This window comes from Tateyamaria omphalii, assembly GCF_014651375.1.
In the GTDB taxonomy this organism is placed as follows: Bacteria; Pseudomonadota; Alphaproteobacteria; order Rhodobacterales; family Rhodobacteraceae; genus Tateyamaria; species Tateyamaria omphalii.
The window spans coordinates 129,864-145,828 of the sequence record NZ_BMWT01000007.1; the positions used below are offsets into that span (position 1 = coordinate 129,864).

The following is a 15,965-nucleotide window of genomic DNA, read 5'->3' on the forward strand; positions in this document are numbered from 1 at the left end:
TCCACGACATGCGCTGGGGAAACCAAGGGGCGGTCCACACTGTTTTCGCAACCTTCACGGCGCGCTGTACTTGTCGGGTCTTCCGCATTTCTGACCGTCGGTCTTTGGAATGGAGCGAGGTCACTTGCGGCAGGCTCGTCAGAGCCTATGACCTTTGAAAAGCTGGTAGACAAAGCTCGCGATGCCGCCGCCCGCCCATTTGAACCGGCACACATCCCGGCTCCGGACCTCATCGAGAAAATAAACTACAGCGCGCACTGGCAGATCCAGTTTAGAGAAGATGCAACGCTCTACATCGGCAAAAACAAGGCACCTGTTCAGCTATTCCATCCAGGCCGCTACTTTCCGGAACCTGTTCGGATTTACGTCCGTGACGAGGCGGGTACAGCACATGAAGTGCCATTCATCCGCGACTTTTTCTCGATGCCCGAGGATAATCCAGCGCTCGACCTGCCCGAAGGCTTCGGCTTTGCTGGTTTCAGGGTTATGCGACCGGGTCTTGAGCCGGATTGGATATCTTTTCTGGGTGCATCGTACTTTCGAACCGATGGACCCGAGGCACAATACGGACTGTCCACGCGTGGTATCGCGGTCAATACCGGACTCAATATTCCGGAAGAGTTTCCACGTTTCACCGCTTTCTGGCTTGGCCCCCCTGAAACAGATGATGAAGAACTATCGATCTGGGCCGAATTGGACGGCCCCTCAATCACAGGGGCCTACCGTTTCGGCGTTGTCCGCAATGCAGCGTATGGCGGGCATCTGACCCGGGTTTCGGCGCATCTGTTCCTGCGCGAGAGGGTCGAACGGCTGGGGGTTGCCCCGCTCACCAGTATGTACTGGTATTCAGAGCGCGACCGGGCTGGAGGCGAGGACTGGCGGCCGGAAATTCATGATAGCGACGGGCTTGCCATGGCAGCCGGAAGTGGTGAGCGGTTGTGGCGACCGCTTAGCAATCCCTCCAGTGTCACTACATCCAGCTTCATGGATGAAAACCCGTCAGGCTTTGGATTGATCCAACGTGATCGTACGTTCGAAAACTACCAGGATGATGGCGTTTTCTATAATCGCCGTCCGTCTGCATGGGTCAAGCCAATCGGCGATTGGGGGCCCGGACAAGTACAGCTTGTGCTTATCCCGACCGAAGATGAAACCTTTGACAATGTTGTCTCATACTGGGTGCCAGACAGCCCAACCGAAAAGGGTGCAGCCTTCCAATTTGACTACGAGATCGAATGGCGCGTACGTGATCCGTTGCCAGAAGCTGTTGCCTGGGTCGTAGCAACACGACAGGGTCAGGGCGGTGTACCCGGCGATCCATTGCCAGAGGGCGTTGGCAAGATGGTAGTCGATTTCGAAGGACCGTCTTTGAATGGCCTAAATCGCGATAGCGGTGTTGTTCCTGTCATCGACGCCTTGAATGGCCGTATACTCGAACCCATTGATGCCTACCCCGTCGTGGGAACGGATCATTGGCGGCTGACATTTGATTTCGAACAGACCGGCCCCGAACCCGTCAGTCTGCGCGCTTACCTACAGCACAGGGATCGCGCGCTAACCGAAACCTGGCTGACAGATGCGTGGGTGGAACGGGGACAGGGATAGGTTCTGTCCAATGTTCAGGCGCGGTGCTTAAACCGACTAGCTGCTTTGGGGTCCAACGGAACGAATGCCTGTCTTGTTCGCTGGACGCCGTTCGTAAAGCAACCAGGCTTCGCTGTTCTTCGTGAGTTTAAAGTGCTGGGCAAGGTATGGAGCGTAGATTTGTTCCATCTTCTCGGTTGTTCCTTCCGCGACCGGTCTCTTCGGGATCATGACGACATCCGCACCGCCCAACATCTCTTCTGCCGGAAGATGGATCTTAAGATCGAAGTTGCGATTGTCATGCATCCACGCATTGCCCCCGTCTTGCGGTGGCAATCCTGCAAGCGAGGCAAAGGGACTGACAAAGTCCATGACCAGAACACGGGATGGCGACGTGTCGAGTGAGGCCAGCAGCGTAGAGCCGCTTGCCAGTGTCCGCCCATAGCCACTGTAAAACTCGAATTGTCCCTTGTTGAGGATGTTGACGATACGCAAACCCTTACCGTTGGGTGTTTCCAGAGCGACGCCCGCCCGGGTTGCGGAAACCGCCGCATGAACGCCGACCGCAGCTGCGGAGGAGAGCGCAATGGGCAAAAGCAGGATCACAACTGCAAAGGGCGCACCCCGGACGACACTTTGCACCGTCGGCGAAGTCGTCTGTTGATGACGTGACAATATCTCTGCCGCGACGGCAGCGCCCGCTAGCATGCTCACAATCCCGATCATCTGGAAGTTTTGGTTGAGTAGCGCGAAACCGGCCGCACCGCAAAACCCATAGAAAAGAAAATCTGTCACGCGTGGCCGTTGCCAAAGTGCCAAACCGGCAATCAGGGCGAACACCACGTACTCACCGGAAGTGAGCAGAAAGGATCGTGCATAGATGTAGGGTTCGATGACACCGCTGACTTTCGTGGCCTCGACCAGATCAGAAATGTGCATCCATGTACCACCCCAAAATGCTTCGACCACAAGCCCGATGATCCCGCAAAGTGCAATTGCTCCGGCAGCCCAACGGCGCTGCCCAGATTGCAGTAGCATCAGTATGAGGAAGCCAAAGGCCACCACACCGTAAGTCATCTTGGTATAGGCCAGCAGCATCGTCAGCGTCGCCGCGGCAGCGGCATCCAGCCACCCCTGCCATCGCGCCACCGGGCGTTCAGGCTGGAGATGCATCACCAGCAAAATGCCCAGCAGCGCCCAGCCGATGCGGTTATAGAACATCGCGAAAGAAATCTTTGCAGGTATCTCGCCCGTGTTCATCGGTGTCGCGAGAAGCAGCATCAGGAAGATGGCGAGCGGGACACCAATCAGCGGGCGCATCCGTGTGCCCAAAACATGGACCATGATCGGTGCTGTCGCCAACATCAGCGCCGCCATACCTAGGGGCATGGCCATACCAAGCTGCCCGGTCAGCCAATATCCAAACCCAGGCAGGTAGTAATTGAGCGGCCCCAATGCCGTGTGAAAATCCTGATTTGGCACCTGACCATGAACAACGCGATAGGCGCCGTCGAGGAAAATCAGGATGTCGTTGAAGTACATTGACGTTGCAGTGACGCCAGGCAAAACCAGAAGAGCCGCGCAGATTACGGTTGTTGCCCATATCGCCACGGCGATAGGTGAAAGACGAGTGCTTATTCGTGACACGTGTGACACCTCAAAGCTTCAGCTTCTTGAATATTGCCTCCGGAATGGACCGGATGATGAACATGATCAGACGCCACGCGCGCAACACATAGATCACGTCGGCGGGCCGCGTCTGAAGCCCAGCGATGCGTTCGGCAACGGCCTCCGGTTCAGCAGTCAGCGGGCCAGCAAGATCCATACCTGCAGTCATGCTGGTTCGCACGAAACCCGGTTTGACAGTAACGACCTGCACATCTGTGCCGGCAAGCCTGTTGCGCAATCCCGAGAGGTAGGCGGAAAAACCGGCTTTTGCGGCGCCATAGACGTAGTTCGACGCGCGCCCGCGATCACCAGCGACTGAGCTGACCCCAACGATCAACCCGCGCCCCCGCGCGGCGAAACGCGCAGCCACCATTTCAAGCAGCAGGGCGGGACCTTCGAAATTTGTCCGCATCACTTGCGTCGCATGTTCCGCGTCCTCTTGCGCTCGTTGCTGATCTCCCAGCATGCCGACAACGCACACCACGGTGTCCGGCAACGCATCAAGCTGATCCAGAAACGTTTCGAACTGTCCCGTGTCCAGGATATCAAGCTGGCGCACAGTGACCTCGTGTGCCCCTGTTCGGGTTTGGATATCGGCTGCGTTACGCTTGGCGCCTTCGACATCACGCGCAGCAAGCGTGATCTTCCAACCCATCGCAGCATAAGCCGCCGCAACCGCCCGACCAATGTCGGAGGTACCACCAAGCACAAGTAGGTTCTTCTGCACGGGCGCTTGATCAGTGTCACTCATATCCCCAGCCTCTCAGACAATTTCGAAGCCATCTGGCCCGTTGCGCCAATCTCGTCCCGAAGCCGTCGGAACCGATCAAGTTGTGGATAGCCAGCCACAAAAGTCTCCGGCGATTGGGTGGCATCCTTTGCCAGATACATCCGCCCGCCCGCTTCCACGACCAGCGCGTCAATCTCGGCCAGCAAGGGCATCAGTTTGTCACTCACAGGTATGTCGAGGGCGAGTGTCAGACCCTCCATCGGAAAGGACATCAACCCGGACCCCGGCGCCAGACGTTTGAGGACAGCGAGAAACGAACCGGCGCCATGGCTGGAAAAGCGTTCGAGTATCTCGGACACAACGCTTTCAGCCTTGGCATCCGGGATGACGCATTGATGCTGCACAAAGCCGCGACGCCCATAGATACGGTTCCAGTTCGCAACACCGTCGAGTGGAAAGAAGTACGCATCCCACGGCACGAGCACCGTTCGGCCAGCCTTGCGAGCGCCGTTCCTGTAGTAAAGCTCATTGAATGCCCTGACCGTCGTCGCATTCAACATCCAGCCGGGCATGTCGGTCGGAACGCCGATCCGGCCATTTCGTGACGACGGAAAAGCAACATCACCCCACGGCAGTTGGTCTTTCCTGGCATGCTCGCCTTCCAGAACAAGTGACCGCCCCAGTGAGGCGCCGCGAGCCAGCACATCGATCCAAGCCACCGTGTAGGTCGAATGTCCGGTCTGGCGCAGCAAAGCAACTGCCTCGCTCAGATTGCGCGCAACATGCGTGTTCTGACGAATCCAGCCGGTTTCGACCTGCTTCAGCCGGAAGCCAGCCGACAGGATTGTTCCAGTCAATCCCATACCGCCAATGGTGGCCCTCAAAAGCTCTGCGTTTTCATCCCGACTGCACCGCACAACCCGGTGATCTGGCAGCGCCAGCATCAGCCATTCGACGTGATCGCCAAACGTGCCATCGTTGTGCTGGTTCTTTCCATGCACATCTGACGCGATCATGCCGCCCACCGTGACAAATCGGGTGCCTGGGACACAGCTTGGAAAATAGCCACGCGGCAGAAAGGTCGCGATGATGTCCGACAACGACACACCCGCCTCGGTGGCCAACACCCCCGTGTCCGGATCAAAGCCCTGCATCCGGTTCAGTCCCGTCGCATCAAGAGTGTTGTTGCGCCCGATGGCGGCGTCCCCGTATGACCGCCCAAGTCCCCGCGCAATTACCCCCGGTAGGGCTGCCGTTGCCTTGGCAGCCGGACGGATGTCAAACGCCGCATCAAGCTGCCCTGACACGCGGGGATATCGGCCCCATCCGCTCAGGTCTTTCAAACGGTGCTCTCCCTGAAGACATGGCGCCGATCAAGCCAGAACTTGAGAATGTAACCTATACTGAGACCCATGACCGCACCAAGATACTTGGCGAAATCCGTCTGCCAGATGGCATGAAACCCAAGTTCAAATGCCCAGAAGATCAGCGTCGTCAAAACGCTGAACAGACCGGACAAGGTGATGCGCTGTGCTTCGCCAAAGGGTGTCGTGTATCGTTCGCGGAACGTCCAAGTCTTGTCGACAACGTACTTTATGAAAAAGCCGACCAACGTGCCGACCACGATCGAAACCATAAGGTGCGCATCTGGCATGCCACGTACCGTCATCTCTTGGGCAAGAAGGTTCGCCAGCACGGACAGGACTGCGGTTGCCACATAGCGCCCGATCGGGTGACCTTCTGATAAAATTCTTAGCATGACGTGCCCGTCAAATTGCCGAAACGAACACTGCAAGCATTGCCAAACCGCTGATCCTGCTCATCGGATCCTTGATGGCAAACACCACAGGATCATCCTGCATCTGACGCCGCTGCGCCAGAATGAGCGCCCGTCCGATCCAATATGTCATGATTGGACATGCCAGTAGAAGGAACTCGGGATTGCTATAGAGCCTCGTAACCGAGCTGCCAGATACATACAGCGCCAGCACCGTTACCGCATTGAACCCCGCCGCCGCAGACAAGGCCGCAAGCATGCCTAGGTCCACACTTTCGTAGTCGCGATTTTCTGGGGTTGCGCGGTCTGCATCGGCACAGGCCGTCAACTCAACGAACCGTTTCATAAGAGCCAACGACACAAAGATCGAAAGCGCAAAAACCATGAGCCAAGTTGATAGAACAACCCCTATTGCCACAGCGCCGCCAAGCAGACGGATGGTGTACAGGCCTGCCAAGGTCAGTACGTCGACCAACAGGATTTTTTTCAGGAAAAATGAATACGCGCTCGTCATGGCAAAATAGACTGCCAAGATCAGGGTGAAGGACGGTGACACAGACAATGCCGTCAGTGTTGCGAGTATCAGCAAAATCGGCACGGCAAACATAGCATGGATCAACGGAATGTCGCCTCGCGCCAGAGGCCGATCCTTCTTGGTTCGGTGCGCGCGGTCGTCCTGAAGATCAACCAGATCATTCAGAATGTAGCAGGCAGACGCGGCAAAGCAGAATGCAATGGCCGCAATCATCGTGATGATTAGGTTCTGGAAACTCAGTGCGTGCGCCGCGATCATCGGCACGAACACAAGGGCGTTTTTCGCATATTGATGAACACGGAATTGGCGCGCCCAATCGCTCAAGGTCGCTGAGTTGTGTTCGACAAACTGCGCATGCGGAGCCATATCACGCAAACGGGCGGAGACACGACCGGTTGTCCGAATTGCAATGGGTCGGCGCGCTTGCTCCCAGACGGGTATGTCCGCAGCATCATTTCCGATATAATCGAAGCCCTTGGTTCCAAATTCCTTGACGAGCCGGTCTGCCTTGGCCTTGCCAGACAAGTTCACCGAAGACGTCGTGGCGAAGTAACCGGTGAAAATACCCAGATGATCAACCACGGCCCGCACCAGGTCTTCGTGTGAACCTGACGCAAGATAAACGGATCGACCTGCAAGATGCGCAAGGCGGATCATGGAGAGAATCGTCTTGTCAAAGGGCAAGGTTTCAGGTGCACAATCGGCACCGGCACATAGGAAATGCTTGAATTCCGCCTTTCCCTTGCGAAGCGACTTCAGCATGCCAATGATCGCGCTCGGAGTGCGCCCGATCCGGCGAAATGCCGTTTCAACCAACAAGTCAGAGCGCAGTAGAGTGCCATCAAGGTCAACCACCAGCGGTGTGTCGATGGCAGTTTCCAGATCGGGTAAATGCGCGCTGGATACCGCGCCATCCCCGGAAAACGCATCGCGTTGCCCTTTGCGCAGCTGCTGCAAATCAGAGTTAGACATGCTTTCGGCGTGGTGCTTGGCTGACATCCGTAAATCTCTCTCTGGCTGTTCCTTCTGGGAAACACGTATTTGAGCGATCGATATGTTGGCGGTTTGCTCGGGCTCCTTTTCCGCTTTGCGCCATGCGTCTGACCGCCCGACCGTCGACAGTCGTGTTCACGCTGGTCACACAAAGCCACTGACTGGTCGGTTTGGAAAACGTGGGTGCAAAAGCAAAAAGGTTGCAAATCCGTTTCCAACGCGACTTTGGCATCGGCAGGGATGCGCCCAATTCACGGGGGGATCGGCGGCAGAAGGCCGGGAATTGCCCCGCGAACACCATGACCTACACCGACACGGTTGTCTGCGTTGTATACCGAAACGTACCTAGAACACCGGGCCTCAGGAATCACTTCGGTTGCGATAACCGATCATTTTGGCTGGCGTGCATGGCTTCAAAGGAACCTGTCGCGCGCCGTACAGCGCATGATGAGGATGTGGTCCGAAGACACAATTCGCCGCTGCGTTTTGGCGGTTGGGAGGAATGCGATGGCACTTCGCCTCGGACAATGGTTCGGCTCTGCCCCACGATGGGCAGTGGTCGCTGTCGGCCTGGCATCCATGTGTGCTGCGGCCTTCGCGCTATCGCTCAAACTCGAGTTGAGGGATAAGGCACGTGCGAGCATCAATCACGAACTGGGCCGTCTGGCCAGTTCTGACTTCATGTTGCACGACACGTCCGACGTAACTGTCCGTCCGAATTTCCGCGTTGTCGTTGCAAAACCGGTTTTCACGACCAAACGGTCTGGCCGCACCGAACAGGTCCTCACGTCGGACCGGCTCGAAGCAACACTCGCAGTAGCACCCCTACTTGTTGGGCGCAGCGAAGTCGCCACCCTGCATGTATACCACCCCCACGTCCTGTTGGAGCGGGACGACCTCGCAAATGCCGTCTGGACGGACATCATGTCTACGCAAACTGATGCCTCAGGAAGCCCGAAACCACGCGCCGATATCTTTGTAACGGATGGCTTTCTCGATTTCGCGAGCGAGACAAGCATCTCGAACCTTAATCTGTCTGTCTTGCGACGAGATGCAGCGCCGGGAACAGCGTTGCGCGGAGACTTCACTGTCGGGCCGCATCGCATGTTCGTTGACCTCCAAATTGATGATCCTCAGGATTTTCTATCGAAAGAGGGCAGCAAAGGGATTCTTGCCCTCAGCATTGACACATCGGACCACGGCGCGGCCAACAATCCGTCTGACGACACGACCAATACCGGCTTGTTCCCAGATTTGGTGCGCGGTCTCGGACATCTGAACATTTTCGGACCCGGAGAACTTCTGATCGACGGCCACTTTGCCGTTACCCCCGGCACCATCCATGTGTCCAACGCGACGTTTTCAATGGGTGGCACAACACTCGAGGGTGATCTGTCCTTACACACACCGTCAGACAACCTCATCCTTCGCCAGCTGCAAGCATTGCAGGTATCGGCGGACAAAGCCATTTCCGACGTGATGGACAGGATTGGGCGGAATGATTGGGCTTCCGCACCCGTAACAACGCACTGGCTTGAGGGCATCGAACTGGATGTTGATCTGCAAGGTCAGGACGTTGCCCTTGGCGGTGTAACCTTTGACACCGTGGACATTTCACTGCGTGCATGCGATGAAAACCTGTTGTTGGACATTGCCACGAAAGGCGATGCGCTGGGTACGATCGATGCCAGCATTGCACTTGATCGGGACCGGGCTGTTACCATGGTTGCCAATGCATCCAATGCGTCCGTTTCCGAACTCCTGCACCCGATATCGCTCAGGATGCAAAAGCGCCTGATTGGGATACCCCAGTTGCCAAAGGGTGTGCTCGACTTCGATCTGCATCTTAAGGCGCGCGGACAAACACTTGGAGAGATGTTCGACACCCTCAATGGTTCCATCACTGCTTCAATGCAGGATGGTAGCCTTTCAGGCGCTGATGTTACCGCGACACTGGAGACTTTGGCGAACGGGCGCCAATTCATGACCAAGGAGAAAGGCCCACTTATTCCTGCTGCCGGCCGCACACACTTTGATCTGATCTACGGTCAGGTTGGCATTTCGGCTGGTTCCGCGCGCATCGCGCGCTTGAACATTGCGGGCGACCGTCTCGATATCGACATGTTGGGCGAAGTCGGTCTCAAAAGCGGAGATGTGTCTGTAAAAGGAAATGCCCAATTGTCCATGGAACCGTCGACGACCGGTGATCAGATCGCTGGGCATGTTGACTTGCCGTTTGGGGTCGGTGGGACGCTCTTTTCACCCTTGGTCGCGGCTGGTGTCCCCCAGATTGAGGTGGCAGCAACGGCTGGACCACCGGGTGACATCATTCAGAAATAGGATTTTCCAACGCTCCAAGGCTATTGGCCGTCGAAACGGCAGCCGAAAGCGGCATGCGAATTGAGATAAAATGCCCAAACCAACCCGCGCATACCAACCCGCTTATCAAAACCCGTGGCTGGCAATCACAGTGTTTTTGGTTTGGTTGAGCTACTACGCATGCCTGCTTTTCCCCGGACTGGGTGGCATGTTGAATGCGGGTGACTCTGCGAAATTTCAAACGCTTGGTCACACCTCGATTCTTGTCCATGGGCCCGGGTACCCATTCGTTTTGATGATCGGGACGGTTGTCCGCGCTATCGATCTGCCCTTCGAACCTTGGCGTGTCATGACCATTGCGCTTGCATCTTTGCCGGGTGCATTCGCAGTTGTGATGGCGTTTCTGATTGTAGGCAGGCTGACACGCAACGTGCTCTTTGGCTTGGCGGCGGCATTTCTTCTGGGCAGTGCCGGTCTGATGGCCGTACAGTCAACCGAGGCCGAGGTCTATCCGTTGGCATTGGCCTTCATTCTTTCCGTTGTCTTTGCCCTGATCCTTTTCGTCGAAACCAAGCGCGCGCACTATTTTGTTCTCGCTTGTGCGATCTATGCGCTGTCTTTTGGCAATCATCTCATGATGATTATGCTCGCGCCGGTCGGCCTTTTGGTTATGGCAACGCACCACCGTATTCTGCTGAGACCCCGTATTCTGCTCGCCGTTCTGGGGCTGCTCGCTGTTGGAGCCAGTCAATATCTTTACCTTGCGTGGGTCACGCACAGATCGACAACTGCATATTCGGAATACCTCCCGCTGCCCCCGACAAAATCCGAATTGATCGACTACATCGCAGGAACCTATTTCGGTGACCTCTATGGCTCTGGCCTCAAATCCATGCAAACTGCCTCGGTCTTGTTGGGGACACTCAGCCAAGCCCACCCATTGGTTTCACTGCCCATCATGGGGCTGGGATTGGTAGCGTTCGCCTTAGGTTGGCGCCACCGCAATGCCGCTTGGCTTGGTGTTGCCCTACTTCTTGGCACCGCATTCGCGTTTCTCCCTTTCATGATCTGGTACGGCGCTTACGACATCCAAGCCTTTCACCTTCCCGTTCTGGGTCCTCTGCTGATCGGTGCAATTGCAGCCATCGGTTGGTGGATGACCCGTTGGCCCAGACTCGGAACGGGATTGGGTATGCTGCTCATCGGCATCGGTGTTTTCCGCGCAAGTGAAATGGCTATTTACCTAAGCGCACGCGAACCGGACTACGCCGACTTGGTCGACACTTTGGACGTCGTGATGGCGCAATCCCCGGTGGATCATCCAGTGGTGTCGATGTCCTACGAGCTGAGAATGGCAACCCTTTATCACGAATTGCGTGGCGAAGTTCCCCAGCCCGCAACCTATCGCGTTACCTGGCGCACAGAGGAGGCAATCTCGGATCTTGGCCCAGTCGGAGGTATTGTCATTCCCACCGATGGAGAACAGATGCTGCGTTGGATTGAGCATAAAAACCCGCACTTGTCGTGCCGCATGCTGCCCATCAGTCAAACCGAACCGGTGACGTGGCCGGCATACGGTTTTTTCTGCGATCCGTCGCAAACATCACAAGAGTTGCCAAAAGATTAAGCAGCTGGCGCCGCGCGGGTGAAATGATCCGGCCTGACGCAGCGTCAAAATTTCCTACATTACGTCACATGAGCGATAATCCGCTTGATCGTTTGACAGGCGCACCGCACGTATAGGCGACGGGCACTCAACTGATTCTCTGAGGCGCCCAAGACGTTCCGACTACGACCGCTTTCCGGCTATAGAAGGTACTCTGTGATGCGTATATCCCCGGCTCTGCTTGGCGTTTCCTTTTCGGCTTTCATCTTCTTCTGCGCTTGCCAATTGCCCATGGCGATTGCCGATGTGGAAGGGACTGAGACACTGGATACGATGGCGTTATCGGACTTGGGGCAACAAAATGAAGTGCTGGAAACATCGACCCCGGGCGCGTTGCAGATCGTCGAAACCGAGATCGTCAGTCAGCTAACGGGGGCTGAATCTCCGAACGCGACAGACACGCGTTGGAACGTGCACGGTACAGACCTGGGCCATATGTTTACCCACAAGGGTGAAATCTACATGGTGTTCGGTGATACCTACGGACCAGATGGTGGGGATTGGCGCAGCAACACCATAGCGCGGATCGCCGACCCCGATCCGGCGAACGGCTTTTCCATTTCCTCTATGATCGAAAGTGCGACAGGAGCGGCCAAGGAAATCATCCGTTCAGCGAAAGTTCCCGGCTTGGAATGGACCGTCATTCCGACAAACGGCATTTCGCTCGGCGAGCGGATGGTCCTCCACTACATGTCCGTGCGCATGTGGGGTGCGGATGACAAATGGTATGTGCGCCGTTCCGGCCTTGCCTATTCGGACGACGACGGTCAGAACTGGAAAAGGTCGGACACCGCGATATGGCCCGCAGGCTCGGGTTTTGAGCAGGTGGCCTATGTCGAGCATGACGGCATGATCTACGTGTTTGGTATTCCGCAGGGGCGTTTTGGTGGCGTGAGGCTCGGGCGGGTTGCGCCACAGGACGTATTTGACCCACGCGCATACACATATTGGGATGGTCAAGGGTGGTCGGCAAACATTCAGCGCGCCACGGCCGTGGTTCCCGCGCCGGCGGGGGAATTGTCCGTCGCTTGGAGCAATGCACATCAGGCGTGGTTGATGATGTATCTCGAGCCCGTGGAGAGAGCCGTCATACTACGCAGCGCGCCAACGATGACAGGCCCATGGAGCGCCGCCCAGATCGTTGCTCATGCGGACGAATATCCCGGTCTTTACGCCCCCTACATAGTTCCGGGCCTGGAAATTGACGATGCAGTCTATTTCACCATGTCGCGCTGGAAACCCGTCTACAACGTGTTTCTGATGAAAGGCAAACTCGAAGCGCAGGGTGTGGACTTGGCAGCGGTCGAGACACCGATATCTGAAGTCGAAGAACAACCGGCCAACGAATAGCCGATAGTGCAGGGCCACAGTCCGGCACTATCGGCTATTCGGACCCGGAGTCGTCGAAACAACCGAGACCCAAGGCAGTGTTTCGGAATTGGCGGCCGTCGCCGCCTCAAACGGGCAATAATATTCCGCTCTAATCGAGTGTTCTGGCAGGCTTTCGCCACTTTATGTCCGTAACCTTGCCGCGGCATCGGCAACTCACACCTGTGTTGCGAAAACAGCGACAAGCGATCCCACCGATCGTCCGAATGTTCGGGTCGCACTCGTTTATCAGAAGTGAGGATTTCGTCATGCAGCGCTACACATGGGTTTCGGGTGTCACTCGAACATCCACATTTCTAACCGTCTCATTGGCATTGGTGCCGGCCACAGCACACGCATATGTCGGGCCGGGAGCAGGCCTTACAGCTATTGGTACAATGATCGCGCTCGTGGCCGCGCTTGTGCTCGCTGTTGTCGGATTCGTCTGGTACCCGATCAAGCGAATGGTGCGCGCGCGGAAAGCCAAAACCGACATTCAGGCACCGCGCGAGACCGAAAGTTGAGCGTCATTGCCCTTGCGATGGGCCTTGTTGCGTTTGTCGTTGCTTTACGAATTCTGAATGCGCGGCGCGTCGCAGGCGGCATCATAGGCACCACGCAACAAGCGATGTCCGTGATGATGAACAACGATATCACGGATGATGACAAAGAAAGACAGGTGCGCCACGCATCCATCCAACTGCTGGGCGGGTTTTTTCGAATTTCCGCCATCGGCGCGGCATCGCTTGGCGCATCAGTCTTCGTCGTGTGGGGCGGCACAGCCCTTGGGCTTTATACAATTGACCACGCCGTTGCGGTCGCACTTGGCTGGCCTTTCATCCTTGCTTCAACTGCGGCCGCCATTGCGCTTTGGGTCATGCTTGACAAGTTGCGCAAAGCACCCGGCGACACCACCAAGCCTGATGAGGTGCCTTATAGCCCACTCGAAAAGGCACTACACGATTTCGCCTTTGCATCCCCGGAAAGGCAAATCCGCCTGGGTGCCTTGGAAAACAGGCTGTACCGGCGCCGCCTTGCTTCCGAACCAGCCTGCCAACCTGTGTTCATCACATCGCTGCCGCGCGCCGGGACAACAATCATGCTCGAAGGGATGGCCAGCTTTCCGCAATTCGCGTCGGCAACTTACAAACATATGCCGTTCACTCTGTCCCCCCTACTTTGGGGTGGTTTCTCCACCCTCTTTCGCAAGACGGGCGACAAGAATGAAAGGGCACACGGAGATGGTATCGAAGTTGGGATAGAAAGCCCTGAGGCTTTTGAGGAAATGCTTTGGATGGCCTTCTGGCCAGATCACTACACAAAAAACCATATCAAACCGTGGACGGTGGAAGACCGCAATCCAGAGTTTGAAGCCTTTTTCCGCACCCACATTACCAAAATAGTCGCGACCAAGGCCGGTGCCTCGCGCTATCTTTCCAAAAACAACGCCAACATCGCGCGCTTGCCTCTTTTGGAACACATGTTTCCGGACGCTTCCATTGTCGTCCCGATCCGCAATCCACGCGCGCAGGTCCGGTCCCTTTTGGCGCAGCACCTACGGTTTGCAGATTTGCATGCGCGTGAACCTTTCGCACGCCGCTACATGGAAGGTATTGGACATTTCGAGTTTGGCTCAGCTTTGCGGCAGATAGCATTCAACGCTCAGACAAGCACTTTGCCCGTTCCGGAGCATGTCGATTTCTGGCTGCGGTACTGGATTGATGCCTACCAACACGTGTTGTCTACTGCGGGACCAGGCACCGTCTTTGTCGATCACGACGCCCTTTGTGCAGCCCCCGATCTGCTTCTACCCAAGCTTGCTTCGGCGATCGGTCTTGATGACCATCATAGCGTTTCTACGATGGCAGACATCTTGCGCGCTCCCCACCCTGCCCCGGAACTTCCCACTGCGTCTCACAGTTTGTTGCAGAGGGCCGACATTCTTCACGAAGAACTCTGTGGCCAGGCGATCGGGTACGTTTCTTCGTCGACAGGAAAGATCATACAATGAAACTGCCATCATCAGATCGTTTTGCCCGAGGCTTCTTCGTTATCTCATTTGCCCTGATCGCAATGGTGTATGGCATCGTGTCGTCTTGGTGGGGGTGGTTTCCCGCCCCGCAGATTGGCGAAGCACATCGCACATATCTGGACGTCTCGCGTAACTGGCGCAATGACATCGGCCTCGAACCGACACGCCACTTGGTCGCCCCGAATGCTCAGGGCAAGGCATCACCGGACCGAGGGTATGAACGCCGCCCCGGAACAGAACGTGCGCCCGGTTACATCCTCATTGCCGGGCTCAGCGACGATCAGGAGACTTCGGTTTTTGCTGTTCGCTTGATGGATGCCAATGGTGATGAGATTCACCGCTGGCCCATAAATTACGAAAATTTCGATCCTGACACGCCGCCTCAAAACGTCATGTTGCACGGAATGGAAGTATTCGAAGACGGCTCCGTTGTCGTGACCTTCGACGTGGGCAACGCAATTGCGCGGGTCGATCAATGTGGTCAAACCATGTGGAGCGTACGTGGAGGCTTTCACCATTCAATCACGCGCGATGGTGCTGGAGGCATCTGGACTTGGTACGGTGAGGATATGGTGCGCTTGGATGAGAACACAGGAGAGAAAACATTCTCACTGAATCTGCGCAACGATGTCATCGCAGCCGACGGTGGTGATCAGCGCGGTATTTTCGACATTCGTGTCCGTATGCCTGACGATGCAAATGGGCAAATCAGCTATCTTGACGATCCATTTCATCCAAATGATGTCGAGATGCTACGCCCTGAACTTGCCCCAGCCTTCCCGATGTTTGAGGCGGGCGATCTAATGTTCAGCCTGCGCGAGCCAAATCTGGTTGCCGTCGTTGATCCGCAAACGGGTATACTCAAATGGTGGCAACATGGACCTTGGTTCAAACAACATGATCCCGACTTTGAGCCGGATGGCACGATTACCGTATTCGATAATGCGACCGGGGCCATGACGTCCCGCATTCTGCGCATTGATCCACGGGACAACACTGTTTCGGTCGACTTCGAAGGGTCTGAAGACGAACCTTTCTATACGTGGCGGCGCGGCAAGCACCAAACGCTTCCGAATGGAAATATTCTTCTGACAGAAGCCGAGCATGGTCGCCTTCTCGAAGTATCTACAAATGGTGATGTTGTATGGACGCACGACATGGTCTGGGACGAAGACAGCAATCTCATCGTGACCGAAGCGCGCCACGTTTCTGAGTCTTTCTTCGCCAGCGGTGTTCCATCCTGTGACAACTCAATCGCGTCACGCTGAAACGGCTCACTACAGCACCAGTGGA

At 56.2% G+C, this 15,965-nt stretch carries 12 protein-coding genes; 7 read left to right on the plus strand and 5 right to left on the minus strand.

Translation table 11 applies throughout. From position 1 onward, the window contains the following. Window positions 1–147 precede the first annotated feature (147 nt). Window positions 148–1,605, plus strand: coding sequence for an OpgD/OpgG family glucan biosynthesis protein (locus IE087_RS20285; protein WP_189371217.1), 1,458 nt, complete (start codon window positions 148–150; stop codon window positions 1,603–1,605). 36 nt (window positions 1,606–1,641) lie between these two features. On the opposite strand, the gene IE087_RS20290 is transcribed toward IE087_RS20285, so the two are convergent. From IE087_RS20290 to IE087_RS20310, 5 genes are all read right to left on the minus strand, one after another. Further along, window positions 1,642–3,126, minus strand: a complete 1,485-nt coding sequence (locus tag IE087_RS20290; RefSeq protein ID WP_189371218.1) for a hypothetical protein — start codon at window positions 3,124–3,126, stop codon at window positions 1,642–1,644. A gap of 115 nt (window positions 3,127–3,241) precedes the next feature. Further along, window positions 3,242–4,003, minus strand: coding sequence for an SDR family oxidoreductase (locus IE087_RS20295; RefSeq protein ID WP_189371219.1), 762 nt, complete (start codon window positions 4,001–4,003; stop codon window positions 3,242–3,244). Next, entirely contained in the window at window positions 4,000–5,289 is a 1,290-nt protein-coding gene (locus tag IE087_RS20300) for an FAD-binding oxidoreductase (protein ID WP_229801497.1), read from the minus strand. Before IE087_RS20300 ends, IE087_RS20295 begins: the two co-directional genes overlap by 4 nt. A 32-nt stretch (window positions 5,290–5,321) precedes the next feature. Continuing rightward, window positions 5,322–5,741 carry a GtrA family protein gene (locus IE087_RS20305; RefSeq protein WP_189371220.1) on the minus strand — a complete coding sequence of 140 codons (420 nt, stop codon included), beginning with the start codon at window positions 5,739–5,741 and terminating at the stop codon, window positions 5,322–5,324. A gap of 10 nt (window positions 5,742–5,751) precedes the next feature. After that, window positions 5,752–7,293 (minus strand): UbiA family prenyltransferase, encoded by a 1,542-nt coding sequence (locus IE087_RS20310; RefSeq protein WP_189371221.1) that lies wholly within the window; start codon window positions 7,291–7,293, stop codon window positions 5,752–5,754. 501 nt (window positions 7,294–7,794) lie between these two features. Here IE087_RS20310 and IE087_RS20315 point away from each other — a divergent pair. From IE087_RS20315 to IE087_RS20340, 6 genes are all read left to right on the plus strand, one after another. Then, window positions 7,795–9,627: an AsmA family protein gene (locus IE087_RS20315; protein WP_189371222.1), complete on the plus strand. Its 1,833-nt coding sequence runs from the start codon at window positions 7,795–7,797 to the stop codon at window positions 9,625–9,627. 70 nt (window positions 9,628–9,697) lie between these two features. Further along, the gene (locus IE087_RS20320) at window positions 9,698–11,233 is read left to right on the plus strand and encodes a protein O-mannosyl-transferase family (RefSeq protein WP_189371223.1); all 1,536 of its coding nucleotides are present in this window, start codon (window positions 9,698–9,700) and stop codon (window positions 11,231–11,233) included. A gap of 198 nt (window positions 11,234–11,431) precedes the next feature. After that, complete coding sequence (locus tag IE087_RS20325; protein WP_229801498.1) at window positions 11,432–12,622, plus strand: glycoside hydrolase family 183 protein; 1,191 nt, start codon at window positions 11,432–11,434, stop codon at window positions 12,620–12,622. Window positions 12,623–12,909: 287 nt separating this feature from the next. Beyond that, the gene (locus IE087_RS20330; protein WP_229801499.1) at window positions 12,910–13,164 is read left to right on the plus strand and encodes a hypothetical protein; all 255 of its coding nucleotides are present in this window, start codon (window positions 12,910–12,912) and stop codon (window positions 13,162–13,164) included. Then, window positions 13,161–14,651, plus strand: a complete 1,491-nt coding sequence (locus IE087_RS20335) for a sulfotransferase (RefSeq protein WP_189371225.1) — start codon at window positions 13,161–13,163, stop codon at window positions 14,649–14,651. The genes IE087_RS20330 and IE087_RS20335 overlap by 4 nt, the downstream gene beginning before the upstream one ends. Further along, entirely contained in the window at window positions 14,648–15,940 is a 1,293-nt protein-coding gene (locus IE087_RS20340) for an arylsulfotransferase family protein (protein WP_189371226.1), read from the plus strand. Before IE087_RS20335 ends, IE087_RS20340 begins: the two co-directional genes overlap by 4 nt. Window positions 15,941–15,965 lie beyond the last annotated feature (25 nt).

What these genes read in the sequence shown, in the direction of transcription:
- IE087_RS20285 (WP_189371217.1), top strand. Translation starts at nt 148, where the DNA reads ATGACCTTTGAAAAGCTGGTAGACAAAGCTCGCGATGCCGCCGCCCGC.
- IE087_RS20290 (WP_189371218.1), bottom strand. Translation starts at nt 3,126, where the DNA reads ATGTACTTCAACGACATCCTGATTTTCCTCGACGGCGCCTATCGCGTT.
- IE087_RS20295 (WP_189371219.1), bottom strand. Translation starts at nt 4,003, where the DNA reads ATGAGTGACACTGATCAAGCGCCCGTGCAGAAGAACCTACTTGTGCTT.
- IE087_RS20305 (WP_189371220.1), bottom strand. Translation starts at nt 5,741, where the DNA reads ATGCTAAGAATTTTATCAGAAGGTCACCCGATCGGGCGCTATGTGGCA.
- IE087_RS20310 (WP_189371221.1), bottom strand. Translation starts at nt 7,293, where the DNA reads ATGTCAGCCAAGCACCACGCCGAAAGCATGTCTAACTCTGATTTGCAG.
- IE087_RS20315 (WP_189371222.1), top strand. Translation starts at nt 7,795, where the DNA reads ATGGCACTTCGCCTCGGACAATGGTTCGGCTCTGCCCCACGATGGGCA.
- IE087_RS20320 (WP_189371223.1), top strand. Translation starts at nt 9,698, where the DNA reads ATGCCCAAACCAACCCGCGCATACCAACCCGCTTATCAAAACCCGTGG.
- IE087_RS20325 (WP_229801498.1), top strand. Translation starts at nt 11,432, where the DNA reads ATGCGTATATCCCCGGCTCTGCTTGGCGTTTCCTTTTCGGCTTTCATC.
- IE087_RS20330 (WP_229801499.1), top strand. Translation starts at nt 12,910, where the DNA reads ATGCAGCGCTACACATGGGTTTCGGGTGTCACTCGAACATCCACATTT.
- IE087_RS20340 (WP_189371226.1), top strand. Translation starts at nt 14,648, where the DNA reads ATGAAACTGCCATCATCAGATCGTTTTGCCCGAGGCTTCTTCGTTATC.